General features: G+C 38.5%; 29 protein-coding genes. 19 read left to right on the top strand and 10 right to left on the bottom strand.

Annotation, left to right across the window (positions count from 1 at the left end):
- The first annotated feature begins 3 nt into the window (after positions 1-3).
- Positions 4-471, top strand: coding sequence for a phosphatidylglycerophosphatase A (locus tag CVT18_RS07835; protein WP_103628677.1), 468 nt, complete (start codon positions 4-6; stop codon positions 469-471).
- 53 nt (positions 472-524) lie between these two features.
- Here the strand turns inward: CVT18_RS07835 and CVT18_RS07840 are convergent, their stop codons facing one another.
- Genes CVT18_RS07840 through CVT18_RS07850 form a run of 3 tightly spaced genes read right to left on the bottom strand, consistent with a single transcriptional unit; the run spans position 525 to position 2859 of the window.
- The gene (locus tag CVT18_RS07840) at positions 525-986 is read right to left on the bottom strand and encodes a response regulator (RefSeq protein WP_103628678.1); all 462 of its coding nucleotides are present in this window, start codon (positions 984-986) and stop codon (positions 525-527) included.
- Between the two features lie 50 nt (positions 987-1036).
- Positions 1037-1990, bottom strand: a complete 954-nt coding sequence (hemH, locus tag CVT18_RS07845; protein WP_103628679.1) for a ferrochelatase — start codon at positions 1988-1990, stop codon at positions 1037-1039.
- The gene (locus CVT18_RS07850) at positions 1990-2859 is read right to left on the bottom strand and encodes a Gfo/Idh/MocA family protein (protein WP_103628680.1); all 870 of its coding nucleotides are present in this window, start codon (positions 2857-2859) and stop codon (positions 1990-1992) included. Before CVT18_RS07850 ends, hemH begins: the two co-directional genes overlap by 1 nt.
- Before the next feature lie 167 nt (positions 2860-3026).
- Here CVT18_RS07850 and alaS point away from each other — a divergent pair, with 167 nt between their 5' ends.
- Genes alaS through CVT18_RS07875 form a run of 5 tightly spaced genes read left to right on the top strand, consistent with a single transcriptional unit; the run spans position 3027 to position 8843 of the window.
- Positions 3027-5585, top strand: a complete 2559-nt coding sequence (gene alaS / locus CVT18_RS07855) for an alanine--tRNA ligase (protein WP_103628681.1) — start codon at positions 3027-3029, stop codon at positions 5583-5585.
- Entirely contained in the window at positions 5582-6082 is a 501-nt protein-coding gene (locus CVT18_RS07860; protein ID WP_103628682.1) for a 3-isopropylmalate dehydratase, read from the top strand. The genes alaS and CVT18_RS07860 overlap by 4 nt, the downstream gene beginning before the upstream one ends.
- Positions 6079-6621, top strand: coding sequence for a septum formation inhibitor Maf (gene maf / locus CVT18_RS07865; RefSeq protein WP_103628683.1), 543 nt, complete (start codon positions 6079-6081; stop codon positions 6619-6621). Before CVT18_RS07860 ends, maf begins: the two co-directional genes overlap by 4 nt.
- On the top strand, positions 6618-8546 hold the full coding sequence (locus CVT18_RS07870) for a transglycosylase domain-containing protein (RefSeq protein ID WP_103628684.1): 1929 nt from the start codon (positions 6618-6620) through the stop codon (positions 8544-8546). The genes maf and CVT18_RS07870 overlap by 4 nt, the downstream gene beginning before the upstream one ends.
- A 9-nt stretch (positions 8547-8555) precedes the next feature.
- A complete protein-coding gene (locus CVT18_RS07875; RefSeq protein ID WP_103628685.1) occupies positions 8556-8843 on the top strand; it encodes a ComEA family DNA-binding protein in 288 nt (95 codons plus the stop codon).
- 708 nt (positions 8844-9551) lie between these two features.
- Here the strand turns inward: CVT18_RS07875 and CVT18_RS07880 are convergent.
- On the bottom strand, positions 9552-10193 hold the full coding sequence (locus CVT18_RS07880) for a S24 family peptidase (RefSeq protein WP_103624409.1): 642 nt from the start codon (positions 10191-10193) through the stop codon (positions 9552-9554).
- Positions 10194-10369: 176 nt separating this feature from the next.
- Between CVT18_RS07880 and CVT18_RS07885 the strand changes: the two genes are divergently transcribed.
- On the top strand, positions 10370-10744 hold the full coding sequence (locus tag CVT18_RS07885) for a hypothetical protein (protein WP_103624408.1): 375 nt from the start codon (positions 10370-10372) through the stop codon (positions 10742-10744).
- Here CVT18_RS07885 and CVT18_RS07890 read toward each other — a convergent pair.
- Positions 10733-11302: a hypothetical protein gene (locus CVT18_RS07890; protein WP_107824405.1), complete on the bottom strand. Its 570-nt coding sequence runs from the start codon at positions 11300-11302 to the stop codon at positions 10733-10735. The two genes, CVT18_RS07885 and CVT18_RS07890, sit on opposite strands and share 12 nt — an antisense overlap.
- 111 nt (positions 11303-11413) lie before the next feature.
- Between CVT18_RS07890 and CVT18_RS07895 the strand changes: the two genes are divergently transcribed.
- From CVT18_RS07895 to CVT18_RS07945, 12 genes are all read left to right on the top strand, one after another.
- Entirely contained in the window at positions 11414-11632 is a 219-nt protein-coding gene (locus CVT18_RS07895; RefSeq protein ID WP_103624406.1) for a hypothetical protein, read from the top strand.
- A complete protein-coding gene (locus tag CVT18_RS07900) occupies positions 11632-13668 on the top strand; it encodes a DDE-type integrase/transposase/recombinase (RefSeq protein WP_107824406.1) in 2037 nt (678 codons plus the stop codon). The genes CVT18_RS07895 and CVT18_RS07900 overlap by 1 nt, the downstream gene beginning before the upstream one ends.
- 74 nt (positions 13669-13742) lie before the next feature.
- Complete coding sequence (locus CVT18_RS07905; RefSeq protein WP_103624404.1) at positions 13743-14672, top strand: AAA family ATPase; 930 nt, start codon at positions 13743-13745, stop codon at positions 14670-14672.
- A gap of 34 nt (positions 14673-14706) precedes the next feature.
- Complete coding sequence (locus CVT18_RS07910) at positions 14707-14964, top strand: hypothetical protein (protein WP_107824407.1); 258 nt, start codon at positions 14707-14709, stop codon at positions 14962-14964.
- A gap of 63 nt (positions 14965-15027) precedes the next feature.
- Positions 15028-15369: a hypothetical protein gene (locus tag CVT18_RS07915; protein ID WP_107824408.1), complete on the top strand. Its 342-nt coding sequence runs from the start codon at positions 15028-15030 to the stop codon at positions 15367-15369.
- 35 nt (positions 15370-15404) lie between these two features.
- Positions 15405-15893 carry a host-nuclease inhibitor Gam family protein gene (locus CVT18_RS07920; protein WP_107824409.1) on the top strand — a complete coding sequence of 163 codons (489 nt, stop codon included), beginning with the start codon at positions 15405-15407 and terminating at the stop codon, positions 15891-15893.
- The gene (locus tag CVT18_RS10670; protein ID WP_265094536.1) at positions 15890-16018 is read left to right on the top strand and encodes a hypothetical protein; all 129 of its coding nucleotides are present in this window, start codon (positions 15890-15892) and stop codon (positions 16016-16018) included. Before CVT18_RS07920 ends, CVT18_RS10670 begins: the two co-directional genes overlap by 4 nt.
- A gap of 121 nt (positions 16019-16139) precedes the next feature.
- On the top strand, positions 16140-16289 hold the full coding sequence (locus CVT18_RS07925; RefSeq protein WP_021084047.1) for a hypothetical protein: 150 nt from the start codon (positions 16140-16142) through the stop codon (positions 16287-16289).
- Positions 16289-17251, top strand: a complete 963-nt coding sequence (locus tag CVT18_RS07930; RefSeq protein ID WP_103624400.1) for an AAA family ATPase — start codon at positions 16289-16291, stop codon at positions 17249-17251. Before CVT18_RS07925 ends, CVT18_RS07930 begins: the two co-directional genes overlap by 1 nt.
- Before the next feature lies 1 nt (position 17252).
- On the top strand, positions 17253-17753 hold the full coding sequence (locus CVT18_RS07935; RefSeq protein WP_107824410.1) for a phage protein GemA/Gp16 family protein: 501 nt from the start codon (positions 17253-17255) through the stop codon (positions 17751-17753).
- Positions 17750-18028, top strand: coding sequence for a hypothetical protein (locus tag CVT18_RS07940; RefSeq protein WP_103559471.1), 279 nt, complete (start codon positions 17750-17752; stop codon positions 18026-18028). The genes CVT18_RS07935 and CVT18_RS07940 overlap by 4 nt, the downstream gene beginning before the upstream one ends.
- Before the next feature lie 93 nt (positions 18029-18121).
- A complete protein-coding gene (locus CVT18_RS07945) occupies positions 18122-19033 on the top strand; it encodes a hypothetical protein (RefSeq protein WP_103559470.1) in 912 nt (303 codons plus the stop codon).
- A gap of 17 nt (positions 19034-19050) precedes the next feature.
- On the opposite strand, the gene CVT18_RS07950 is transcribed toward CVT18_RS07945, so the two are convergent.
- The 5 genes from CVT18_RS07950 to terL form a co-directional block, all read right to left on the bottom strand.
- On the bottom strand, positions 19051-19536 hold the full coding sequence (locus tag CVT18_RS07950; RefSeq protein ID WP_107824411.1) for a phage virion morphogenesis protein: 486 nt from the start codon (positions 19534-19536) through the stop codon (positions 19051-19053).
- 122 nt (positions 19537-19658) lie between these two features.
- Entirely contained in the window at positions 19659-20906 is a 1248-nt protein-coding gene (locus tag CVT18_RS07955; RefSeq protein WP_107824412.1) for a phage minor head protein, read from the bottom strand.
- Positions 20896-21531: a DUF935 family protein gene (locus tag CVT18_RS10535; protein WP_320205070.1), complete on the bottom strand. Its 636-nt coding sequence runs from the start codon at positions 21529-21531 to the stop codon at positions 20896-20898. The genes CVT18_RS07955 and CVT18_RS10535 overlap by 11 nt, the downstream gene beginning before the upstream one ends.
- Positions 21443-22291 carry a DUF935 family protein gene (locus CVT18_RS10540; RefSeq protein ID WP_234410314.1) on the bottom strand — a complete coding sequence of 283 codons (849 nt, stop codon included), beginning with the start codon at positions 22289-22291 and terminating at the stop codon, positions 21443-21445. Before CVT18_RS10540 ends, CVT18_RS10535 begins: the two co-directional genes overlap by 89 nt.
- Positions 22288-23931, bottom strand: a complete 1644-nt coding sequence (gene terL / locus CVT18_RS07965) for a phage terminase large subunit (RefSeq protein ID WP_107824413.1) — start codon at positions 23929-23931, stop codon at positions 22288-22290. The genes CVT18_RS10540 and terL overlap by 4 nt, the downstream gene beginning before the upstream one ends.
- Positions 23932-23938: the final 7 nt, after the last annotated feature.

Below are 23938 nucleotides of genomic sequence, written 5' to 3' on the forward strand. Positions count from 1 at the left end.
TTTATGCAAAAACTATTTTTAACTTTTTTTGGATTTGGACTTTTACCAAAAGCACCTGGCACTTGGGGCTCTATCGCTGGCGCTGTGGTAGCTTATTTTGTGCTTTATTTTTTATCATCAACCACGCTTTTTCTAGCTAGCATTTTGCTATTTTTGGTAAGCATTAGCGTTATAGATGATTTTGAAAAAAAGGTAAATTCTCACGATGAAAGTTTTATTGTTATAGACGAAGTTGCTGGAGTTTGGCTTGCTATTGCCATTAGTGGAGCTACGATCTCTCAACTCATACTCTCGCTTGTGCTTTTTAGAGTGCTTGATATTAAAAAGCCTTCCATCATCGGTAGGATCGACCGCAATGTAAAGGGCGGACTTGGCGTAATGGGCGATGATATGGCGGCTGGTTTTTTTGCTGGAATAATTAGCGCAATAATATACGGGGCTGCCATAAAATTTGGCATAACTTTGCCGTAAAAATATAGACTTTTGGCAAAGTTATATAGGCTTAAATATCTTTTATATAAATTTTAAGCAAGTCCTAGCTCATTTAAAACAGAACTTAAATTAACCGAGCTACTATTCTTGCTATTAAGATTTTTTTGCTTCTCTAGTAAAGCTTGATTAGCAAGTGCAACATTTAGCTCTTTGCGGTAATCGCTCAAAATTTTATCCATTATTTTAAGCAGCTCATTTTTTTGATCCTGTGTTTTTGCGGGATCATCTATGCCTAGAAGTTCTGTTAGCTCCTTTTTCTTTTGGGCTATTTTTTCTTCTATCTTGTTAGAATTTAGCTCGCTTATAAAACCAACTGCGCCAATTTCAGTAAGTCTTTTTTTAAACTGTTCAATCTTGTCTGAAATTTTTGCATCGCTTGCGATCTTATCCATAGCAAGGCTTAAAATTTCATCAAAACTATTTTTTTTATCCTTAGTTTTGTTTGAGCCTGATTGCAATAAATAATCGATTATGTCGTTATTTTGTACCTTCATATATCTCCTTTTTACTGTATTGAGATATATTTTATAAGCAAGATTTATTCCTAAAAGTTAATCTCTTTGGCTGTTTTTGCTTTTTGTAAGATAAAACTAGCAAACTCATCACTAAAATTTGGGCACCAAACAACCTTGTAGAAGCTAAAATTTAGCTCTTTTGCGATCTTTGCATACTCAATAACTAGCTCAAAAATGGTCTCAGAGTTATCTATACAAAAAGAGAGCGGATAGATAAGAGCCTTTTTACTCTTACACTTTGCCAAAATTTCATTTAGTGATGGCTCTAGCCATTTTACAGGCCCGAGACGCGACTGGTATGCTAAATTTATCTCTTTGAAGTTTAGTCCACTATCTTTTATCATTTTGCTTAGAATTTGCACATGCTCATTTATATGTTTTTCGTAGACATCACCTTTATCGATAATTTTTTGAGGCAACGAATGAGCCGAAAAGATAAGCTCCACATCGCTTATATCTATATTGTTTATGGCTTCATTTATGTGCGAGATTATGATTTTGTTGTAAATTTCATCATCATAAAATGGTCCGCAAAGCAAAATTTTAGCCTTTATCTCTAGCTCATCTTTTGCTTTTTTAAAGTCATCTAAACTCGAAGTTATTGTAGTTTGCGAATGATGAGGATAAAGTGGCAAAAGCACTATCTCATCAAAATTTTCGTATTTTTTAAGCACATCTTTTACAAACGGTGAAGTATAGTTCATCGCAAAATCAACTGCATCAAACTCATTTTGTAAGCTTGAAATTTTATCGCAAAGCTTAGCTGTAAGCTCGCAAATAGGCGATTTTCCACCTATTTGTTCGTAGTTATGCTTAGCCGTTTTTAGCCTACCTTTTGTGATCATAAAAGCTACAAATTTTCTTAAAAATTTATTCTTTATACCCAAAATATACGGGTCATTAAACATATTTTTTAGAAAAATTTCTACATCAGCAAGGCTATTTGCCCCACCCATATTCAAAAGCAAAAGTGCCTTTTTCATCAAAATAGCTCTTTGATTTTTATCGCATCATCAATGCTTGAAAGCTCGCTACTTTCGCCACTTTGACAAAGATCATAAAAGGCATCATATTGGGCTTTTATCTCATTATTTATGGGATCGGTTTTTAAATTCATCTGACCATTTTCATTTACTCTGTGAAGTTTGTAATCAATAAGATCGCCAAAATAAACACCTTCTTTGGCATTTACTTCTATTTTAAAACGTTCTAATGAACCACAAAAAGAATCAGTAATACTCACCAAAATTTGATTTTTCATTTTAATGTTTATTCCAACATTGTCGCATATTTTGGTATTTGTTTTATTTGCCTGAGTATAAAAAAAGCTGCAAATTTCACTATCTACTAAATTTTTCGCAAGGTCTATATCGCAAAGTGAAAGCTCATTTATAATATTTCCCTCACAAAGTGGTCTAAAATGCGCAATTGAAATGCTATAAATTTCTTCTTCTTTTAAAAGTGCCTTTTTTAATGAAACGATAGTTGGGTTAAAGCGCTCATCTACGCCAGTGCAAACTCTTACTTTATTTACTACCGACGCATATTTTATCTCTTTTAGTTCGCTCACACTTTTAAATATTGGCCTTGAAATCAAGATATTTTGGCAATATTTTGCACACTGACAAAAGGCCTCTACGATCTCATGTTGAGGCAAACAAAGTACGACAGCTTGTGGTTGGGCTACTTCTATAAATTTTTTAAACTCATCAAAAAACGGAGCTCTGCAAGCATCATCTCTATTTTCTTTATCAAAAACTCCACAAACTTCAAATTTGTCAGAACGCCTCAGCTCCATATAGTGCTGCTTGCCAACCAGATTGTATCCAACAATGCCAATTTTGAGTTTCACTAAAGACCTTTTAGTTATAAATTTTTAGGCTATTTTAATTGCAAATCGCTTTTAAACAAATAAATTTATAAAATATATTAAGCAAAAATTAATTTTGTATTTTTTTATAAATTTACAAACGATTTTTAGCTAAAATCGAGCAAAATTTAAAACTAACGAGGATAAAAATGCAAAATTTAGATATAAGAAAGGCATATCTTGATTTTTTTAAATCAAAAGGTCACGAAGTAGTAGCTTCTGCGCCACTCGTGCCAAACGATGCAACACTACTTTTCACAAATGCTGGCATGGTGCCATTTAAGAGCATTTTCACAGGCGAAGTGCCACGCCCAACACCACCTATTCGCACTAGCTGTCAGACCTGCATAAGAGCTGGTGGCAAGCACAATGACCTTGATAATGTTGGCTACACAGCACGCCACCACACATTTTTTGAGATGCTTGGCAACTTTAGCTTTGGCGAATACTTCAAAAAAGAGGCGATCGCTTATGCGTGGGAATTTGTCACAGAGGTGCTAAAACTACCAAAAGATAAGCTTTATGTAACCGTTCACGAAAGTGATGATGAAGCATTTGAAATTTGGAGCACTCACATCGCAAAAGAGAGAATTTACCGCTTTGGCGATCACGATAACTTCTGGCAGATGGGTGATACTGGACCATGCGGCCCTTGCAGCGAAATTTTTTACGATCAAGGGGCTGAACACTTCAATACGCCTGAAGATTACATGGGCGGCGACGGTGATAGATTTTTAGAGATTTGGAATCTTGTTTTCATGCAGTATGAAAGAAGCGCCGATGGCAAACTAAGCCCACTACCAAAGCCAAGCATTGACACTGGCATGGGACTTGAGCGCGTTACTGCTATCTTACAAGGTAAATTTAGCAACTACGATAGCACACTTTTTATGCCACTAATTAGCGAAGTAGCAAAGCTTTGTGGCAAGCCATACGTCTATGAAAGTGGTGCTAGCTACCGCGTCATAAGCGATCACATCCGCTCAGTCACATTTTTGCTAGCTCAAGGTACGACATTTGATAAAGAAGGCCGTGGCTACGTGCTTCGCCGCATATTACGTCGTGCGATCCGCCATGGATACTTGCTAGGCATAAAAGAGCCATTTATGTATAAGCTTGTCGATAAAGTTTGCGAGCTTATGGGCGAGCACTACACCTATTTAAATGAGAAAAAAGCGGCTGTAAAAGAGCAGATCAAGCTTGAAGAAGAGAGATTTTTGGCGACAATCGCTAGTGGCTTGGAGCTATTTGAGAGCGAGCTTAAAAATACAAAAGAAATTTTTAGCGGAGAGGCTGCGTTTAAGCTTTATGACACATTTGGCTTCCCACTTGACCTAACAGCTGATATGCTTAGAGAAAAAGGCTTAAAAGTCGATGAGGCAAGGTTTGATGAGCTTATGAGCGAGCAAAAAGCACGTGCAAAAGCTGCTTGGAAAGGCAGTGGCGATAAGAGCGCAAAGGGCGACTTTAAAGAGCTACTTGAAAAATTTGGTGAGAATAAATTTATAGGCTACGAAGAGCTTAAGAGCAAAAGCAAAATTTTAGCCCTGCTTGATGAAGAATTTAAAAATGTAGATAGTCTAGACGCTGGTAAAGAGGGCTGGGTGATGTTTGATGTCACTCCATTTTACGCTCAAAGTGGCGGTCAGTGCGGCGATAGCGGTAAGATAGTGGGTAAAGCAAATGTGCTTGATACGCAAAAATTTCATGGGCTAAATTTATCTTTAGTAAAAACTAGCGCGGCGCTAAAAGTTGGCGATGAGGTAGAGCTTGAAGTTGGCAGCGATAGAGCCCAGATCGCGCGACATCACAGCGCCACACACTTACTTCACGCAGCCCTTAGAAACGTGCTTGGCACGCATATCGCTCAAGCTGGCTCAAATGTCGAGGCAGATAGGCTAAGGTTTGACTTCTCACATCCAAAGGCACTTACTAGCGAAGAAATTTCAAAGGTCGAAAACCTTGTAAATGAGTGGATACTAAATGGCGCTAACTCAAAAACAGAACTTATGAAGCTTGAAGATGCTAAAAATAGTGGAGCTATCGCACTATTTAATGAAAAATACGCTGATGATGTAAGAGTCGTTAGCTTTGGCGACGTCAGCAAAGAGCTTTGCGGTGGCACACACGTAAAAAATATAGATGAGATAGGATCATTTTTCATCACAAAAGAGAGTGGCGTAAGTGCTGGCGTTAGGCGTATCGAGGCTGTTTGCTCAAGGGCTGCGCTAAATTTAGCAAGATCATTTAGAGCTGAGATTGATGAGCTAAAAGATGAGCTAAAAAGTACCGAGCCACTAAATGCGGTCAAAAAGCTAAAAAATGAATTAAGAGTTTTAAAAGATAAACTAAAAAATGCTAAAAATTCTCATGAGCTAGTCTATTTAGATATAAATAAAACCAAACTTTGCGTCACAAGCGTAGATGGTGGAGATATAAAAACCTTGATAGATGAGTTTAAAAATGAGCATGAAAGTGCTGCTATTTTACTGATCCAAACAGATGAAGAGGGTAAAATTTCTCTTGCAGCTGGCGTTAAAAATGCTCCTTTAAAAGCAGGTGCTTGGGTAAAATTTGCAGCGCAAATCCTAGGTGGCAATGGCGGTGGCAAAGATGACTTTGCAACAGCCGGTGGCAAAGATGCATCAATGATAGAAGATGCGATAAAAGACTCACTTGAGTACGCAAGGCAAGCTTTAGAAAAATGAGTCATTACGATATAGCTTTTATAAAATTTGACCAAGTAGTACTATTTTTGCATGTATGCTTTGTAGCTCTTTTTGTGGGGCTACAAGCCGGTCTTGTGCTTGTTGGAAGTTACTTTATAAAAAATAAATTTGAAGACAAGGAACGCTATCACATCTTACTTCACATTATAAGACGCTTTGGCATTGCGATTTTCATACTAATCCTTTTCGTGATAGCGACAAGTGTGGTTATAATTTTTGGATTTTATGATGCAAATTTGACAAATCCTATGGCAAGTGCAATGGTAGCAACAAAATGCGCAATAGAACTATTTTTGCTATTAAATTTAAGCTATATATTTTATAGATACAAAAAGGCCTTAAAAGCACTAAGATCGCATGAAATGATCGAGCTAAACGAAAGTTTGATCGTTATAATTTATTACTTCACACCGCTAAATTTATTAGCTTCACTAGCAGCCATTTATCTTGGCATAAGCTATAAGGTATTTTTATGATAATACTCGCTTCAAGCTCACCAACAAGGGCAAATTTATTAAAAGATGCTGGCATAAATTTCACTCAAATTTCTTTCCAGTTTGACGAGAGCAAGATAGAAAAAAATGTAAAGCCTGAAATTTATGTCCAAAACGTCGTAAAAGCTAAAAAAGAACAATTTTTAAAAGAAAATATAGGTCTTAAAAATTTACTCTTTGCGGATAGCTGTGTAGCGTGTGGAGATAAAATTTTAGGTAAAGCAAAGGATGAAAAAGAAGTGATTGCCATGCTAAATTTACAAAGTGGCAACGAATGCAGCGTCTATACGGCGATGATATTTTTAGGCGAATTTGAGCTTATAAACGTAAGTAGGACTACATATAAATTTAAAAAATTTGACGAGCATGACCTTAATGAATACATAAAAAATAATGAGTGGCAAGGCAAGGCTGGAGCCATGACGATAGAAAATTTTAATAAAAAATATATCATCTCCCAACACGGCGAAACTAGCACGGCCATGGGGCTAAATTTAAAAATATTAAAGGCATTTTTATGAAATATATCTTGGCATTTATCTTTATAGTTGCCATTTCGCTTGGCGGAGCATTTTTATATTTTTATTCGCAAGTTAGATTTGATGCTTACGCTATTATTGATTATAAACCAAAGCTTACAACTCAAATTTTTGATAGAAACAACGAACTCATCGCAAATATCTTTGAAGAAAATAGAATTTACGTAAAATATAACGACATCCCACCGCGTGTCATAGAAGCACTCGTGGCTATCGAGGATACGAGCTACTTTGAGCATGGTGGCATAAACGTAGAAGCCATGGCAAGGGCTGCCATAAAAGATATTAAAGCTAGAAAGCTAGTAGAGGGAGCTTCAACACTAACACAACAGCTCATTAAAAATTTGGCTCTAAGCCGTGAGAAGAAATTTACAAGAAAGATAAAAGAAATCGTGCTTGCCATGAAGCTTGAAAGCGAGCTTAGCAAAGAAGATATCATCGAAAGATACCTAAATCACGTCTATTTTGGGCATGGCTACTACGGCATAAAAACAGCAGCTGAGGGATATTTTAGAAAAGAGCTAAATGAGCTAAGCATAAAAGAGGTTGCCATGCTAGTTGGCTTGCCAAAAGCGCCAAGCACCTATGATCCTACAAAGCACCTTGACCTATCACTTAGCCGTGCAAATAGAGTGCTTGAGAGAATGTATAGCATCGGCTGGATAAACGAGGACGAGTACCGTAAAGGCGTGCTTGAAGAGCCAGCAGTCTTTGACGATACTCTCACAAGAAACAAAGCCCCTTACGTAGTCGATGAGATAATAAAAGAGGCTTCAAAGAAATTTGACGATATAAAAACTGGCGGCTATAAGATACAAAGCACAGTTGATCTAAACGTTCAAAAGATCGCTCAAGAAGCTCTAGTCTATGGCTACAATGAAATTTTAAAGCGCGATAAAAAAGCAAATGCAGAAATCCTAAATGGAGCTATAGTAGTCACTCATCCACAAAGCGGTCAAATTTTGGCACTAATTGGCGGTATCGACTACGCAAAAAGCAGCTATAACCGCGCCACTCAAAGCAAGCGCCAGCCAGGATCTAGCTTTAAGCCATTTATCTATCAAATAGCACTTGATAGTGGCTACTCAGTCGTTTCTCAAGTGGCTGATATCGCCAGGACATTTGACATGGGCAATGGCAAAGAGTGGACGCCAAAGAACTATAGCGGCGGTTTTCAAGGATATATCACTATAAAATCAGCCATAACCCAGTCGCGTAACCTCGCAACCATAAATTTGCTAAACGATCTTGGTCTTAGCTCAGTTAGAAAACAGCTTACGGATATGGGCTTTAACGATATCCCAGAAAATTTATCTATCGCACTTGGAAGTTTTGGGATTTCACCACTTGATTTTGCGAAATTTTACTCGATGTTCCCAAATGAGGGCGAGATGGTTGAGCCAACACTTATTAGGCATATAGAAAATAGCTTTGGGGCTTCGATGGACTATGAACCACAAAGAAAACAGGTACTAAAACCAGAACAAGCATTTTTGATGACGACACTTCTTCAAAATGTCGTAAATAACGGCACTGGACGCAACGCTAAAATAAACGGTATCCAAATAGCAGGCAAAACCGGCACAACAAACAATAACATCGATGCTTGGTTTTGTGGCTACTCGCCTGATATCGAAGCGATAATCTGGTACGGAAATGACGACAACAGCCCTATGAAAAAGATTGAGGGTGGTGGTAGAACAGCCGCACCTGTGTTTAAGAAATTTATGGAAGGCTACATTAAGCTTTATCCTACTTTAAGACGTGTATTTGAGCAGCCAGATGGTGTTTATAAAGGCTATTATGGAGGCAGTGACGAATACTACACAAACGACTCGCCACTACCTCAAAATATACCGGCAAATGACATCATACAAGATCAAGAAAACGATGGATTATTATTTTAGGAAGATAAGATGAGGATTAAAATTTTACTTTGTTTAGTAGTCGCAAGCATTGTATATGGCGCCAACCTAAATACAGCCAGTAAAAACGAGCTAATGGAGCTTGGGCTAAGTAAAGGCCAGGCGTTAAATATTATAAAATACAGAAAAGCCCATAAATTTAAAAGTATCGATGAGCTTGAAAGAGTCCAAGGTATTGGCTTTAACGATATGCAAAAAGTTAAAGAAAAACTTAGCATAAAAGAGAATGCGAAAGTCAAAAAAACTGAAGCAAAAAACTCCAAAGGCAAGAAAAAATAATCTTATTTTTATTTGAAATTTCTAGCCATTTACATTTGAGTCCTATTATTATGGCTTTTTATAAAATAATCCACTCTTTTTTTATACTCTTTTTCTTATATTTGCAATTATTTTTATCTTAGTTTTTGTTGGCATTTAATGAGCTTAAATCAAGAGCAAAAATTATCTCATTTTCTATAGTTGCAATAGCTATCATATTGTGAGGGGGTATAGAAAATGAGAGTGAGAAATTTTAGCGCGATATTTTTGAAAGCGCGTAAAATAGGTACTTTAAAAAGATTCACTCTCAGTTGTAACGCAAGAATTCAGCTAAAAGAAAAATCCCTATAATCCCAAATCGTCCGTTTTGTCCCAAATTTAAGGAAATTTTTAAACACTACAAGTGTATATAAAGCCCAAATAAACGCACTTTAAAGAGTGTTTAAAACGTCCCAAAATTCATCCCAAAAAATCCTATTGCTTACTAAATTTTGACGATTTTGGCTTAAGGTTCTCAGAAAATTTGGTTGTAAAAAGCAAGAAAAATGGCGATTAAGGAACAGAATTTTTATAAAAATGTTCCTTAATTAAGCTTAATGTTCCTTAGTGTTATTAACACACAGAGAATAGCGCTTTACGATTAAGGAACACAATAATTTTAAATACCAAATACTTGATAAAACTTAAAAAAATATCAATAACTGATTAAGGAACATTTTAAGTTTTAATTTATGTTATACTCTTGATTACACGACCTAGCACATAAAAAATTTCTTGTGTATCACTTTTGAGCTCGTAGCTACTATACTCTGGGTTTAGACTTCTTATACACATATTGCCATTTTGACCCACTTGAAGCATTTTTACCATTAAAATATTGTTATAGTTGATGACATAGAGTCCATCGCCCACAAAATTTTCGGTAATATCAAGTATCACCCAGTCGCCAGGGTGCAATTTTGGCAACATGCTATCGCCAACAACTTGTGTCATCCTAAGCTTATCCTCTTTAACTGGAAATTTAAAGAGATCCCTTGGGATAAAAATTTTTTGCTTTGTATCGAAAACATCAATACCATCTATGTCTGAAGACGTTCCAGCACTTACATTGTGGCTTAAAACCCTAATATGATACCCATCATTATTCACGTTATGTGTATTTTTTTCATTATCCTTGCCTAGCAAAATATAATCTATAGATATTTTTTCTTTTCTGGCTATATCAAGTATTTTCTCAAGAGCAATAGTATTTCTACTTTTCCAATTGCTTAATGTATTTGGCCTTATGTCATATCTTTTACAAAAATCAGCATCGTTTTTAATGTCTAGCTTTTTGTAAATTCTTCCCAAAATAGTATCTATCTTATCCATATTGTGAGTTCCTTTCAAAAATATACACAAAACGTATTGACTTTATTCACAAGTTGTGATACAATTCTTTCAATCTTTTGAAATTATAGCTTAAAAAAGATTAAATTTTTCAAAGGTTTGAAACAATAGTTCTTTTATTTATCATTGTTAATAAGACTTATCCAAAAGGAAACACTATGAAATGCAACAAGCAAGAAACTCACCCAAAGATTGCGAAATGCCAGCCTAAGGTAGTTTGCAAGGATATTGCAAAGGAGTTTGAAAGAGAGTTGGCTCGCATAAGACTTGAGATAAAGACTGCGCGCCTTAGCGACTTAAATGATTTTTGCTTCATCGGATGCAATTACTTCAAATTTGACGGACATGATTTTGACCGTATAGAAAGAGCCGTTGAAAATAAGCTTATAGAGATAAAGCAAGATCTAAAAAGTGCAAAAGTCCCTAAGAAGTTCATTAATGCCATCTTAAAAGATAAAGCAAAAAAGCTCAAAAAACGAGAAATCGAAAGGCGAGCCTTTTATCAGGAAGCTATAACTCTATCAAAAAGATAGTCTACGGCGCTCATCGTAAAGCATGGGCGCTTTTCCTGATTTTTCCAGTTCGTCCAGCTTTGAATTAAGGCTATCTATCTCTTTAAATAAAGGGAAAAACAGTCTGTTTTGAACGCTCTTTTTTGGGAACGGCGAACTATCTGGGCTAGATAGAAAGCTATTTTTGTTTTCTATCTTTATCTTTTTATTTTTGAGAATTTTAGGAATAAAGAAAAAATCCTCATTTAAAAAAGGTATTAGCAGCACTTTGGTTTTTATCTCTATGGATAAAGATAGCTGCGATGCGATGTCGCCGTCTTTACTGTGAGCTAATATACCGACGTAATCGGTAGAGTCTGATACTAGCTGATATTTGGGATGATAGTTGAGAGCCACTTTGTGCATTTTTTGAAAACAAGAAGCGTAAGCGTTTAGATTAATGATGCCCTCATGTATATACTCGTAAGCATCTACCAGATCAGGTCTAAAATGTTTCATCGTTTTAAGATTGTCTTTTAAATCTATCGCTCGATGTTCGTTAAATCTAAGTCCATGAGTTTTATAGCAAAAATATAGCATTTTTCAAGTCCTTGTTTTGAATTTTGAAGTTTGCAAATCAAATTTTACATACAAGGGCTTTAAAAATACTATGAGTCTTATTAACAATGATAAATAAAGAAAGGAGCAAAAATGATAAAGCGATATTTCATCGAAAACTGCATCAGTATCCGTCAGTGGGCTAAGAAACATAACCTTGATGAGCGCACCACGTATTATGTGATAAACGGCGAGATCACGGGAAGCAAAAACAATTCAAGAGGCAAAGCAAAAATGGTATTTGAAGCATTGGTAGCTGAGGGTATCATTGATGAGCTACCTGAAAATTTGAAAGAAGAGAAGGCTAGTTAATGCTTTATGTTGAAACGCAGGTTGCTTCACTAGTCTTTGGTGTTTGTGAGAGAGGTCTAAGACTAGCCACCCAACGTAATTCCACCAAATACCCCTTCCTCCGCTTGCAAGAAGCTGGCATCAGAAGTCGCGGTGGTGTAAAGCTACTCTTTGAAGTAGAGATCGCTGACATCAGCTCTCTTGTAAGAGCCAAAAAGCTAAGCAGCGATATTGAAATTTATGTGCCTGATAATGGTGCGCAAAGTAAAAACGGACTAAAAATGATGAAATTTAGCGAGATCAAGAAGGTCAAAGTAAATAATAATGACAGCAACAAGCAAGATGAAGGCGACATATATCTTGAAGCTAGCGAGGAAGAGATTGTCGAAGCAAGAAGGAAACGAGACATCATAAAAAGATATGAGACGAGCGATCTGTCCTCTAAAAAGTTTTGTGAAAGCGAAGGCATTAGCGAGGCAAACCTTTTTAGATGGCAAAAAGCCTATAAGGAGCAAAATTTACGCGGTCTGCTTGATAGGCGCGGCAAAAAGAAGGGCTCACATAAGCTTGAAGAGTGGATGAAGGATTTTATACTCACTAAATTTAGAGCTTACGGGGCTGGTGATCTAAACATCACACAGCTTTGGAAAGAGCTTCATTTCGAATATGGTAAGCGAACAGGTAAATTCAGTGCACCTGACTTTCTTCAAGGCAAGGTAACGCCACTATTCGATACTGGCGTGATCAGTAGGTTTTTAAAAGAATATAAAGCCAAGAACATACTAGACACCATCGTCTCAACCAAAGGCATAGATAAAACCATAAGCTACCTTGACCCGGCTCACGGCACACAAGGCATATTCGTGACTAGACGAAATCAGTGCTGGCAGATAGACAGCTCAAAGCTCGATGTCATCGTGCGAGACGGCAAAGGTGGAGTGCAGGTAAGACCAAATATCCTTTCTATCATAGACGTATTCAGCGGTAGATGCGTGGCAACTTTGGCTGAGACCTCAAACGCATTAGGCATAACTCGCTTACTTTGGAGAGCTATTGAGCTTTTGGGCAAGCCTGAGTGTATAAAAGGCGATAACGGTAAAGACTACATAAGTAAAGAATTTCAAGACCTGCTTGAAGGTCTTGGTATAGACTATGACGCTTCAAGAGCCTATCATGGCAAAGACAAAGCCTTTGTCGAAAGACATTTTGGCACGATTCAGCGAAGCAAGATGGCCCATACTCCGGGCTATATAGGCGGAAGTGTTGCAAAGCGCGAGAACATAGAGCAGCAAACCCCTAAAAAAGAACGACATGCAAAAGACGAATATGGTTGGATAAAAAAGACCAATCAAAAACATCTACTAACGTATGATGACATGAGGAAGCGATTTGAAACGGCTGTGCTTGAGTGGGATATAACTGCCGTAAAACGCAAAAAGAATTCTCCTATACAAAGATGGAATAGCGACGATACACCGCTAAAAACTATTGAATATGAGAGATTTTTACTCTTTGCCGGTAGTAAAGGCATCCATAAAGTCAGCAAAAAAGGCATAACGATCGATAAGATAACCTATGTATCGCGCATGCTGCCTGATGTCAGGACAGAGGTTAGAGTAAGCGTGAATATAGACAACGTGAGCGAGGCATTCATATATACGCTTGATGGAGAGTTCATCTGTAAAGCCACAGATAGTAGCTTGATGCAGCTTAGAGCGGATGAATTTAAGATTGCCAATAGACTATTCAATGACAGGTTAAAAGCAGTAAGAAAAGGGGTAAGTCAAGCAAAACTGAGCGAATTCACAAAACTAAATGTGGATTATGATCTGGCTCAAATGCAAACAGCTCATCAAGAAGCGCTCAAAAAAGAAAATAAGATTGTTGAAAACTCAAATATCGATAGTATTAAAGAAGCCATAGCGCAGCAAGAGGCTGTTAGTGAGATAACAAGCGCAAAATTTGATTACTCTAAAATTGAGATAACAGGCGAAGTAAAGAGAAATGCCAAAAGGAGCGTTCTTGACATGGCGATAGATAAGGCCAGCGGTGAATAAAGCCTTTTAAATGCGTTTTAACAGCGCTTTAAACGTATTTAAAAGATTTTAAATTTTAAAGAAAGGAGCTAATTATGGAATTAGCAAACAAAATAAGCGAATTTATAAAAGCCAACGAAAAAGACGGCATGAGTCAGAATAGATTTGCTGCGGCTTTGGGGATCAACCCCGCGTATATTTCAGGATATTTGAAGAAAGGCTCTAACTACAAGTATGCAGACAAGGTAGAAGAGCCAGCAAAAAATTACATCAACAATTTTATCAAAAAAGTGGATGTAATTCAAGACGAGCTGCCTTTTATAAGGACAAAAGACGCCAAAAGCATACATGCGGTCATCAATTGGGCGGTCAGAGATAGAGATATGGCGATGATCTCGGGAGTAGCAGGAAGCGGTAAAACAAGAGCTATAAAAGAATACGTAAAAACTCATCCTGATAGCATCTTGATAGAAGCTACGATCAATACTTCGGCAAAGAGCCTATTTAAAATTTTAGCTCATGAGCTTGGAATAAACGATAAAGGCAGTATCGATGATCTGGTGCGTCAAAGCGGCGAAGTCCTAAAGAAAGTCAGCAAGACCATAATCATAGACGAGGCCGAGCATTTGCCTTACCGCGCGCTTGAAAGCTTGCGCAGGATGCACGATTTTAGCCGCGCTACTCTGGTGCTTGTGGGTACGAACAAGCTACTAATAAATTTAACCGCTTCAAAGAGCGGAAACGAGCTAGAACAGCTAAGCTCGAGAGTCGGAAATAAATGGATACTAGGCGGACTTTCCTACGTAGACGAAGACAAGAAAAAGATAAGAGACGATCTAGAAGCTGTTTGTAAAAACTTCGGCGTAACGCAAAAACCATGCATCGATCTAATAGAAACGCTAGCTAAAGGAAATTTTAGAAAGACCGAAAAGCTGCTAAGAAGGGCGAAGATGCTAAGCGAATACGCAAAGACCCCTATAAATGAAGACGTAGTCAAAGAGGCTACGAAGATGCTGCTTTTATAGTTGTAACGGTTGTAATAGTTGTAAGGAGTAAAAAATGATGAACGTAACGATGGATTATCTTGAAAATCGCGCGGCGGAACGAACTCAGGCGGCTGGGCTAGTTAGACTGGTAAGAGAATTTGAAGAAAAAGGATTTGAAATGAGAGTAAGTGCTAAAGGTGAACTATGGGGCATAAGGCGCGGAAACATGATAAAGGGTCAAAAAGCAGACTACTCAAAGAGCATGTTTAAGTTAGTAGGTAAATATATCATAAGAACCGCCGACGGTAAAGTAATCGATACGGCAGCTTAAATTTGGTTTTTCGGGAGCTCTACGGAGCTTCCTATAAAGTTAAATTTTAAGAAAGGAGAACAGATGAAAACAGCAAGACTCGTCTTTGTTTCTACGCCTTATGCTAGCATCGAGTGCAAAGATAAAGACAGAAACTATTATGCAAAGCAAATAGCGCAGCAGGCTTGCGCTATCGTTAGGCAAAACGGCTACGAGCCTATCTCACCCGTGCTTGCGTGGATGGATGTATATAGCGAGCTTGAGCGTGAAAGAGTAATGAAAAACTGTGAAGAACTGCTTAGAGTGTGTAGCTACTACTATCGCTATCCATGCAAGTGGAACGATAAAAGCGATGGTGTGGCACAAGAGACGGCGTGGGCCAAAGAATACGGCCTAAGCGAGCTTAAATTTAGTTTGTTTGAGTAATAGGGCTAATAAAAATTTTTAATGAGGAGTAAAAGATGCAAATAAATAGTTTTAGCGATGTTGATGTTGCCTTAAAAAGGCTTTGTGAGGTAAGCGTAGGGATAGAGAAGATAAACGGAGAAGTAACGCTTGAGTGCAACCGCATAAAAGAAGCTAGAAAAAGCGAAGTCGAAAGGCTAGAAAGCGAAAAAAGCTACATAGAGCAGCAAATAACGCTTTTTTGCGAGGATAATAAGGCCCAGTTTGCCGAAAAACGCTCAAAAGAATTTACTTTTGGCGAGATCGGCTACCGCATAAGCAAAAGCGTAAGAGTACCTAGCGTAAAAGCCAAGCTTGAGAGTTTGCTAAACTCCATAAAGGCGTTTGGGCTAGGTAAAGAGTGCATTATATACGAGGAAAAGCCTAACAAAGAAGCGCTTGCAGAGCTAAAAGACGAGGATTTGGTAAAGCTCGGTCTTAAAAGGGTGGTAAAAGATAATTTTAGGATAGTGCCTAAAATAGAGAGCTTGGAGGTAGGAAAATGAACGAGATAAAGAGCGATTTTCAAATTTATTGGTGCGACTTTAAAAGGTTAAAAGACGACAAAAATAGGCTTTTGCCTAGATTCGTAAGACGAGCGAAGCTAAGAATTCGCGTTAAAGGGCTTTAAGCCCTTTAAAGAGCGTTCTAAACCACTTTAACGCTCTTTAAAAGGTTTAATTTTAAGGAAAGATGGTTTGACAACTAAGCAAAAAATTCACCTCAATAATCTACACGCAAAAAAGAGATCATTGTATCAAGCTAGACTTAATAATGTCCTAAGCTACGATCTTAGTTTTTACCGCTTTAAAAACGGAAAGCTAAACGTGTCAAAACTAGCTAGGTGTAGTGGTTTAAGCCGTGGATTTTTAGAAAAAGAGCTGTGGAAAAAAGGATTATAATGAGCGAAATTTTCGAGTTTTTAAAAAGTTCTAGCCTAACCAAGGATAGTTTCAACGAAAAGGTCGAGTTTTTGATAGAGGGCTTTTTAGTAAAGCAGCTAATCACACTGATCTACGCGGACGGCGGCACGGGCAAAAGCTATATGGCCTTTGCTCTAGCTAAAAAACTTTGCAAAGAGGGTCAAAGGGTGTTTTTTATAGACTACGACAACCCCGTAGGCGTACTAAAACAGCGCGGCGTAGATAGGCTACTTATAGAAAGCTACGAGAATATGAATTATATCCAGCGCTCTACTTTGGAGCTTTGCGGATTTGAACTTGTTCTAAAGCTAGAAGAAAACGCCGTAGGTAAAGCTTATAAAGATTGCGTTTTTATACTAGATAGTTTGCGTGATTTCGTAGACATCAACAATGATAACCGTATAAATAGACTATTTGGTGCGCTTAAGAATTTACGCGAAGCGGGAGCTACCGTGATCATCCTGCACCACTCTAACAAAGACGGTAAAAACTATCAAGGCAGCAACCATATAAGAAATTCTCTCGACATTATGTATCATCTATTAAAACGCCCTAGCAAGGAAAACGAGTTAAATTTCTTACTTGAAGTAGCCAAAGAAAGAGCCGGAGTAAAAGATAGCGGTTTTTGTGTAAAAACGCTAAATTTAGAACTAAACGAGCTTGACGTGGAAGTAGCTAGAATGAGTGAATACGAGCTAAATTTTACCACTCTAGCGCAAAAGATACTAGCCGGCGGCGAGGCAAACAAGACCGAGCTGCTAAACGCTATGAATTACGAAAAAGACGATAGAACGGCTAGGGATTGCCTCGATAAATTCGACGGCAAGCTATGGTTTAGCCGTAAAATGGGCAAGAGCGTGATATATAGTTGTAAATCAGAGACTACAACCGATACAACTATTACAACTATGAGAGAAAATACCTTAAATTTGGCGGTTTAGAATGAATACGAGCGAGCTTAAAAAGTACTATATCAAGATAATACAAACGTTAAAGCACAACTATTTCGTGGACGACGAGTGCAGGAAGGTGTATTTACAAGCGCAATTCGGCAAAGATAGCTTGACGCAACTAAGCGTTGAAGAGCTTAGAAGCGTGCTAGAAGTCGTGGGTTATAAACCCTATAAAGGCGCAAATTTTAAAAGACCTGCGCGAAAAACCAAAGCAACCCGCAAAACCAAAGCACACAAAACGTCTAATCATTCTTTTGTAGCCGGCGAAGATCTAATGCCCGCTAAAGGAAGCCTATACGCCACTAAAAAACAACTTGAAACTATTGCCGGTATCTGGGAAGAGATAGCCAACGTAAAAACGGGTATGGCTCTAAGAGAGTTCATTTTTAGGATAGTTAAAATCAGGCCTTTGCATCTTAAATTTTTGTCAAGGACTGATGCTGCCGACGTCGTGCAAGCCCTTATTCAAATGAAAGACAAATACAAATGATAAATAGCTTTGATCTATTCGCCGAGTTTTACAACCGCGTCAAAGAGAGCGAAAACATGGCCGACATCATCAAAGAATACGGCGGAGCCAATATCTACGTACCCAGCTACAAAGGTACGTTTAGGAATTACGATATACTCAAAGAATACGAAGAAGGTATTAAGCTAGGCAAACCAAGCCCGGCCGTCATTCGCGAGATCGCCGCAAAACATAACCTAAGCTATAACAGCGTTTGTGCCATAACCAAAGAGTTAAGAGAGCCTAGTTTGTTTTAATATAGCCATAAGAAGTAGCATAAGTTGATGATTTAATGTGATTTTTGGTAAAATAACAAATTGACTTCAGCCTTGGCTATCAAAGGAATATTGGTGGATATAAATACTATCGATGATATAATGCAATTAGAACAAATGTTGTTTAATGGTGAAAATGTAGAAATTAGAAATGTTGGTAATATAACACATACTATAAAATTAAGTGGTGGTAGATTTAGCGATTATGATATAAACTATATCAATGCTGATATAGCAAAAATTGTATTATCATATCAAGATAGTTTTTATAAAATCGTCTCTATTTTAGAGAAAGATTTTGACATTAAAGACATAGACAAAAATCAATTAATCAAATTTAAACTCGAAAGAGGTAGCTTGGATTTGATTGGTGATTTTGTTAAAAATATGTTAGAGGCAATGAAAAACATGGAAAGCAAAGATAAAAAACAAGTTCTTGTTGCAATAATAATTGCTATATTGTTGGGTGCTTCATTTGCAACATATATTTCATACCTTAGAGATATAAATAATACAGAAGCTGAGAGAGAAAATCGCCAAATAATAGCAAGATTGGCGTCAAATCAAGATATGCAAAAAGCTGTTAATGCGCCAAAAATAACTACCGCTAGCATCTTAAAAGACGATGAGAGTGCCAAATTTAATGCCCAAGAACAGGTGATCACAAATTCAAACAAGCAGGATTATAATTTCAGAGAAATCATAGACACTACGACGACTCAAGATACTATTGATGAATTTGTAATACTAGGTTACGAAAAAACTCTCGGAGGTGATAGAAAATTCAAAATGAGCGTGCATGGCACTATACGACAAGTAAGTGCAAATCTAATAAGTGCTGATGATCGCATAAGGCTAGCTATGGCTATTGAGCGTGGGGATAGCATAAAATTAAGGATAAGAACTGTAAAGGAATATAACAAAATAACAGAAGTAACTATCCTTGATGTTATACAAACACCAGCAACTTCATCGACAAAAAACTAAGCTACAGCTTAGTTTTTTTATTTCAACTTCTCTACCATAAATTCTATCGTTGCATCTTCGATAGCCTGCTTCGTCCTATTTGGCAAATGTCCACTTTTATCTACCGGCAAGAACGGGCGAGCCGCGATTCTTACGTTTTTACTTTGTCCCGCCTTATTGGTGCCGAATTGATGAACTAACCCGTAAGCAAAGCCGTTTTTATTCGTATTATTAGATACCGTGGCTTTTTTATTGTCTGCTTTAACTATCCATTTATCCGCCAAATTTCCGTCCGATCTTAAAATATTAGATGACTTTCCTAGTTTTTGTTTTTGCCTAATCGTACTAGGTTTCAAGGCCTGCCATTTTTGTCCGAACGGACTGCTCTCGTTCTCAAAACTAGCTTCTATTTCGTTTTGTAAGATATTGCCTAACGTTTGCATTAGCGGCTTGGTTTTTTTGTCGATATTTTGCAGAGATTTTAGCTTCGTTTGCAGCTCTTCTAGGCCTTTAACTTCTATCATTGCGTTTGTCCCCTTGAAATGTGGTATAATTACACAAAGTAGATAAGAGATGGCCCAGATTTGGCAGGGTTCCAGTTGCAAAAGCAAGCTGTATATGACTTGGGTTCGATGCCCGGCCTTATCTACTTTATCTTTATATATCTTTTTTTATCTTTCAAAATAGCTTTATAATTTTCTACGGGTATCCTCGTAATAGTCGCTATAAAATTATCGGTTTTAAATTTTTTAAGCGTATAGTCTAGGCGGATGACGGCGTAATTTACCATGTTATCGTTTTGTAGGCTATTATAAAAATATAGTAAAACATTGTCCTTTTTATCGTAAAATACGCGTTTAGCTTCGTCAAATACGCCTACTACGGCTTTTATTTCATCGATATTGGGCTCTTTTCCCTTCGGCTTGCTATCTCTCGTGATGTGCGAGATAGTGTTTTGATAAACGGCTATACTGGATGCTTTGGGCTCTACGTCGATGATTTTTAGATTTTTCTTGATACTTTGCTTTAACTCCCCTACTTGAGCCACCTGATAAATTTTATCTTTGATAATTTTACCGCCAATTACGGCATTTACCATATCATCTAAGCTTTTTTGCCAAACATAAATATCTCTTTCGTGCTCGAAGTTTTCTAATGTCTGCTTTAAATTTTTCTTTGCAAGAGTTGAAGTAATGGCGCCCAAGGTCTTATTTTGCTTATCTTTTAAAATTTCGTCTGTCTTATCGATTTTACCTGGGTTGTATCTAAAATCTTTTTCTGCAGCTTGTGGCAAAAAAGAGCCATCTGCAAGCGGCACGATGCCCCTAGCTACGCATTCGGCCTCTGTAAGCACCTGCACCTTGCAGCGGCACCCCCAACCGTTTGGCGGATAATTGGTATCCCAAAATTTATCCGTCTTGGGCAGGGTCTTGCCGTGAAGCTTCCTGTGGGCTTCTCTGGTCCTGCCGTCTAGCACGGCGGTATAGCGGAAGTATTCGCCTAGGCTTTGCATCTGGCTTTCATACCTAGCCTTGGCGTAGGCCGTTCTCATGTTGGTATTAAATATAGTCCTTAGCCGCCTATTGCCTACGTAAATTTCTTTTTCTTCGCCGGTCTTTGGGTCTTTTACCTTGATATTTCCTAGCCAGCCTTTCTTTGCAAGCATAGGCTTTACGCTCTTTTTCCACTCGTCAAACCCAACGCCCTCTTTAAAGGCTTTGGCGAGCGAAGCCTGCGTATCCTTTAAAAGATCTAAATTCATCATCTTTGCGACAGTAAAAGCCTTTTTATGGGCGTCGTGCATGATCTCGTCGTAATCAAAGTGTGCTTCTGGCTTTTTGCTCTTTAAATATTCATAAACCGCCGTAGGCTCCTCGAAAAAACTAAAATTCATCTAGATATCCTAGCATCTGGGCATTTGCTACAGCTCTAAACATTAGTGATTCAAGCCTCTCAAATGGCAAATCATAAAGCTCATAAAGCTTATCGAAGGCCTCTTCGTAAGTCTCGCTGCTTGCGATTAGTTTGTTTAAAGCCGCTTCTATCTCGCCGTCTTCTACATCCATCTCGTCCGTGGCTTTATCAAATCTATCTAAAGCCTTTAAAGAGCCTTTTAAGGCTGCTAAATTCGCTTTGTTAGCTTTTAAATTTTTCTCTTGCGCCCCGACATTTTCGTCGATCTCGATATTGTAAGTCGAGGTTATATATTTTTTGGTCGGAGCAAAGCCCATATCGTATAGTGTCTTGTCTCTTGTAGCGCGCTCGGTATTAGGAGCGTCTTCATCGAATAGTTTGGCGTAAAGCTCGCCGTTATAGCCGTTGATCTCCTTAAAAAAGCTTATGGCCTTGTTCATCACGAAGATTAAAATTTTAGCATCGTTTGCGGCCAAATCCTCTCTGATTTCATTATGCGTCTTTGCCGCGGCATAGCTACCTTCTTTTACGTCGCTGGTTAAATTTGCCCCCCAAGATAGCCTTGCTGATTTGATTGTCGAGGTATGCGGGAAGTCTCGTAAAATCTACGTTTGATGTAGGCTGCACCAATGTGATTTCCTCGTCTGTATCTATGACCGCGCTATCGCCACTAAGCATAGCTTGCACTTCCGCAACCATTTCGTCGGGCTCGTAGCTAGTTTTTGCTATCGCCCAAGGCGATCCGAATTTTTCTAAAAACCTAAACCAAAACTTTAAGCTGGCGTTTTTCATCTTGACGGGGAAATACAGCTTTTTAAGCAGCCCGTCTCCGTATACCTTTCTAAAATTCGCTCTGTTTAATGCGTATATAACTTTTAAAGGCGGAATACTCTGCTCGCTTCCGCCGGCATTAAACACGAACTCGCCTGCGTCGTTAAATTTAAATTGCCTAAAATCACGCTGCACGAGTCTTGGGTATACAAGCCCTTCTTTTTCTTTGTAGTTGACTTCAAATACGTTTAGCCCGTAAAGATAGGTCTCTAAAATTTGGCTGACGACGTCGGGATTAAAAATCTTTTTAAATTCGTCCTTAATTTTTTCATCGTCGCAAACGATTTGGATCTCTTTTTTCTCGGTCACGGACTTGCGACTCACGTCGCACTGCGTAACGGTAAGATCGGCTAGTATCATATCCATATCGTCGTTGCCTACGCTAGAAACTCCTGTATTTATCAGCAAATCTATCAGAGTACCGTTTTGGGGGATGGGAGCTGCCGTTTTGCGCTTTATGGGTATCGTCTGAGATTGGCTTTCGTTTTTGTTGTTTAATTTTAATCGTTTGAAATTTGATTTTTTCTTACTCATCTATTGCGCCTTTTTACTTTCTTTTTTAGTTTCGTTAAGTCGTATGCGCCCGCCAAGCTGTCGGGCGCGTCGTCGTGCTTGGCTTCGGGATACTCGGTAAGCTGCTCGATAAGCAGGCTTTGGCTTTGATGGAAGAGTATTTCGCCGTCCTCTATAGGCACTTCAAGCTCCTCTATTCTTTGCCCTTTGCTTGCGGTATTATTCACGCCTTTTAAAGGTAGTTTAACGCCTATCTCGAAGGCCTTTTCTCTGATCCAGCCTCTAAAAAACTCCTGCCCGCCGTTGCTCTCTATCGCGCAAACGCGGCATTTATAGAGCTGATTAAGCCTAATGATCTCTTTAATGGTCTTTTTGGTCTTCATGACCTCTACTATGCTTTCTGCTACATATATCTTGGCTTCTACCTTGCTTACTCCTAACACTGTTATAGCCGTGTAGTCGCTCTTTTTCTTTTCGCCTGCGGGGTCGATATACATAACGAAGTAATCGCACCTCGGAAGCTCGCGGTAAAAATGCATACTCTCTTTGGTAAAAATTTGAGTTTCGATACGCGGATCGTTTTGCTGCTCTTTGTTAAAAGATTTCAAGTTTTCGGCGCGCTTTTGCATGAGTTTTAAAATCGGTAGTGCATCCTCCCAAAGTACCCGCGCCTCCTCGTCCATAAGAGTTTTGTTTTTTAGATAAAACGTTTCGCTAGCCTCTTTTGAAACATTTTTGTAAAGTTCGCTCCATCTCTCCCATAAATCCATACGCTTTGGGAAATTTACTATACTTTGGTACTTTTTGGCATTCCAAAATTTAAGCTTGAGCTTCCTAGCTAAAACGCTATCTGCGTGAAGTACGGTGCCAATATAAAGCACATCCAGACTTCCGTCTACGCTGCCTAAATTTAAAACCGCTTCGTCTAGCCACTCCTCAAGCTTGTCGCGTTGCTCTTTGCTGCGTACATTGGTATCGTTTTCCAGGTCATCTAGAATTACAAGATCTGGGCGATAAACGCCGAATTTTACGCCGCGCAGTCTTTTGCCAGAGCCAAACGCCTTAAGCTTGACTCCGTTTTTGGATACGAACTCGCCTATCTTCCAATTTTTGCTTGCGCCGCAAACGTGCGGGAAGTCCATTTTTAAATTTGCGTTGTCCTCAAGTTCGGCTTTGATGGCTTCAAGACACCCCTCAACGAGCTCCACCGCATCTGAAATTTCGACTATGAATCGCTTCTTGCCAAAACAAATGCACCAAAGCGGAAGAAGCTGCGAGCAGTACGTGGTCTTTGCATGTCCGCGCGGCGCGGCACGGGCGTATTTGTCTCCGCTTGCGTTTTGCGTCATAGCTTCAAAAATCTGCGCTAGATCTTCGTGAAGCGCGCAAGAGCTGCTAATACTAAAATAGTGTGGGAAATAAGTCCTTGCAAAAAACATAAAATCGTGCTCGGCGCGTTTTACTCTTGCGGCCCTATCTTTGGGGGATAGAGGGCTATTTAGGTGTATCTGCTCTTTTAGCTCACCGCTAAGCTCCTCCAGCCAGCCATAAAAGTCTTTGCGCGTGAGCTTGCTAAGCTCGGGTTCTACGGCGCCGGCTTGCTTGTGCGTTTCTCTGCTGTCTTCCAGGAAGCTGTCTAGCTCATCTCTTGAAAAAAGCATGTATTCT

Source organism: Campylobacter concisus (assembly GCF_003048405.1).
In the GTDB taxonomy this organism is placed as follows: Bacteria; Campylobacterota; Campylobacteria; order Campylobacterales; family Campylobacteraceae; genus Campylobacter_A; species Campylobacter_A concisus_Q.

Bases quoted from the DNA above. Each gene is read 5' to 3' on its own strand.
- CVT18_RS07910 (WP_107824407.1), top strand. From the start codon at position 14,707: ATGATGAACGTAACGATGGATTATCTTGAAAATCGCGCGGCGGAACGA.
- maf (WP_103628683.1), top strand. From the start codon at position 6,079: ATGATAATACTCGCTTCAAGCTCACCAACAAGGGCAAATTTATTAAAA.
- CVT18_RS07835 (WP_103628677.1), top strand. From the start codon at position 4: ATGCAAAAACTATTTTTAACTTTTTTTGGATTTGGACTTTTACCAAAA.
- CVT18_RS07870 (WP_103628684.1), top strand. From the start codon at position 6,618: ATGAAATATATCTTGGCATTTATCTTTATAGTTGCCATTTCGCTTGGC.
- CVT18_RS10670 (WP_265094536.1), top strand. From the start codon at position 15,890: ATGAACGAGATAAAGAGCGATTTTCAAATTTATTGGTGCGACTTTAAA.
- CVT18_RS07840 (WP_103628678.1), bottom strand. From the start codon at position 986: ATGAAGGTACAAAATAACGACATAATCGATTATTTATTGCAATCAGGC.
- CVT18_RS07905 (WP_103624404.1), top strand. From the start codon at position 13,743: ATGGAATTAGCAAACAAAATAAGCGAATTTATAAAAGCCAACGAAAAA.
- CVT18_RS07915 (WP_107824408.1), top strand. From the start codon at position 15,028: ATGAAAACAGCAAGACTCGTCTTTGTTTCTACGCCTTATGCTAGCATC.
- CVT18_RS07950 (WP_107824411.1), bottom strand. From the start codon at position 19,536: ATGATAGAAGTTAAAGGCCTAGAAGAGCTGCAAACGAAGCTAAAATCT.
- CVT18_RS07880 (WP_103624409.1), bottom strand. From the start codon at position 10,193: ATGGATAAGATAGATACTATTTTGGGAAGAATTTACAAAAAGCTAGAC.
- CVT18_RS07860 (WP_103628682.1), top strand. From the start codon at position 5,582: ATGAGTCATTACGATATAGCTTTTATAAAATTTGACCAAGTAGTACTA.
- CVT18_RS07930 (WP_103624400.1), top strand. From the start codon at position 16,289: ATGAGCGAAATTTTCGAGTTTTTAAAAAGTTCTAGCCTAACCAAGGAT.
- hemH (WP_103628679.1), bottom strand. From the start codon at position 1,990: ATGAAAAAGGCACTTTTGCTTTTGAATATGGGTGGGGCAAATAGCCTT.
- CVT18_RS07955 (WP_107824412.1), bottom strand. From the start codon at position 20,906: ATGAATTTTAGTTTTTTCGAGGAGCCTACGGCGGTTTATGAATATTTA.
- CVT18_RS07885 (WP_103624408.1), top strand. From the start codon at position 10,370: ATGAAATGCAACAAGCAAGAAACTCACCCAAAGATTGCGAAATGCCAG.
- CVT18_RS07920 (WP_107824409.1), top strand. From the start codon at position 15,405: ATGCAAATAAATAGTTTTAGCGATGTTGATGTTGCCTTAAAAAGGCTT.
- CVT18_RS07940 (WP_103559471.1), top strand. From the start codon at position 17,750: ATGATAAATAGCTTTGATCTATTCGCCGAGTTTTACAACCGCGTCAAA.
- CVT18_RS07935 (WP_107824410.1), top strand. From the start codon at position 17,253: ATGAATACGAGCGAGCTTAAAAAGTACTATATCAAGATAATACAAACG.
- CVT18_RS07890 (WP_107824405.1), bottom strand. From the start codon at position 11,302: ATGCTATATTTTTGCTATAAAACTCATGGACTTAGATTTAACGAACAT.
- CVT18_RS10540 (WP_234410314.1), bottom strand. From the start codon at position 22,291: ATGAGTAAGAAAAAATCAAATTTCAAACGATTAAAATTAAACAACAAA.
- alaS (WP_103628681.1), top strand. From the start codon at position 3,027: ATGCAAAATTTAGATATAAGAAAGGCATATCTTGATTTTTTTAAATCA.
- CVT18_RS07875 (WP_103628685.1), top strand. From the start codon at position 8,556: ATGAGGATTAAAATTTTACTTTGTTTAGTAGTCGCAAGCATTGTATAT.
- CVT18_RS07895 (WP_103624406.1), top strand. From the start codon at position 11,414: ATGATAAAGCGATATTTCATCGAAAACTGCATCAGTATCCGTCAGTGG.
- terL (WP_107824413.1), bottom strand. From the start codon at position 23,931: ATGCTTTTTTCAAGAGATGAGCTAGACAGCTTCCTGGAAGACAGCAGA.
- CVT18_RS07900 (WP_107824406.1), top strand. From the start codon at position 11,632: ATGCTTTATGTTGAAACGCAGGTTGCTTCACTAGTCTTTGGTGTTTGT.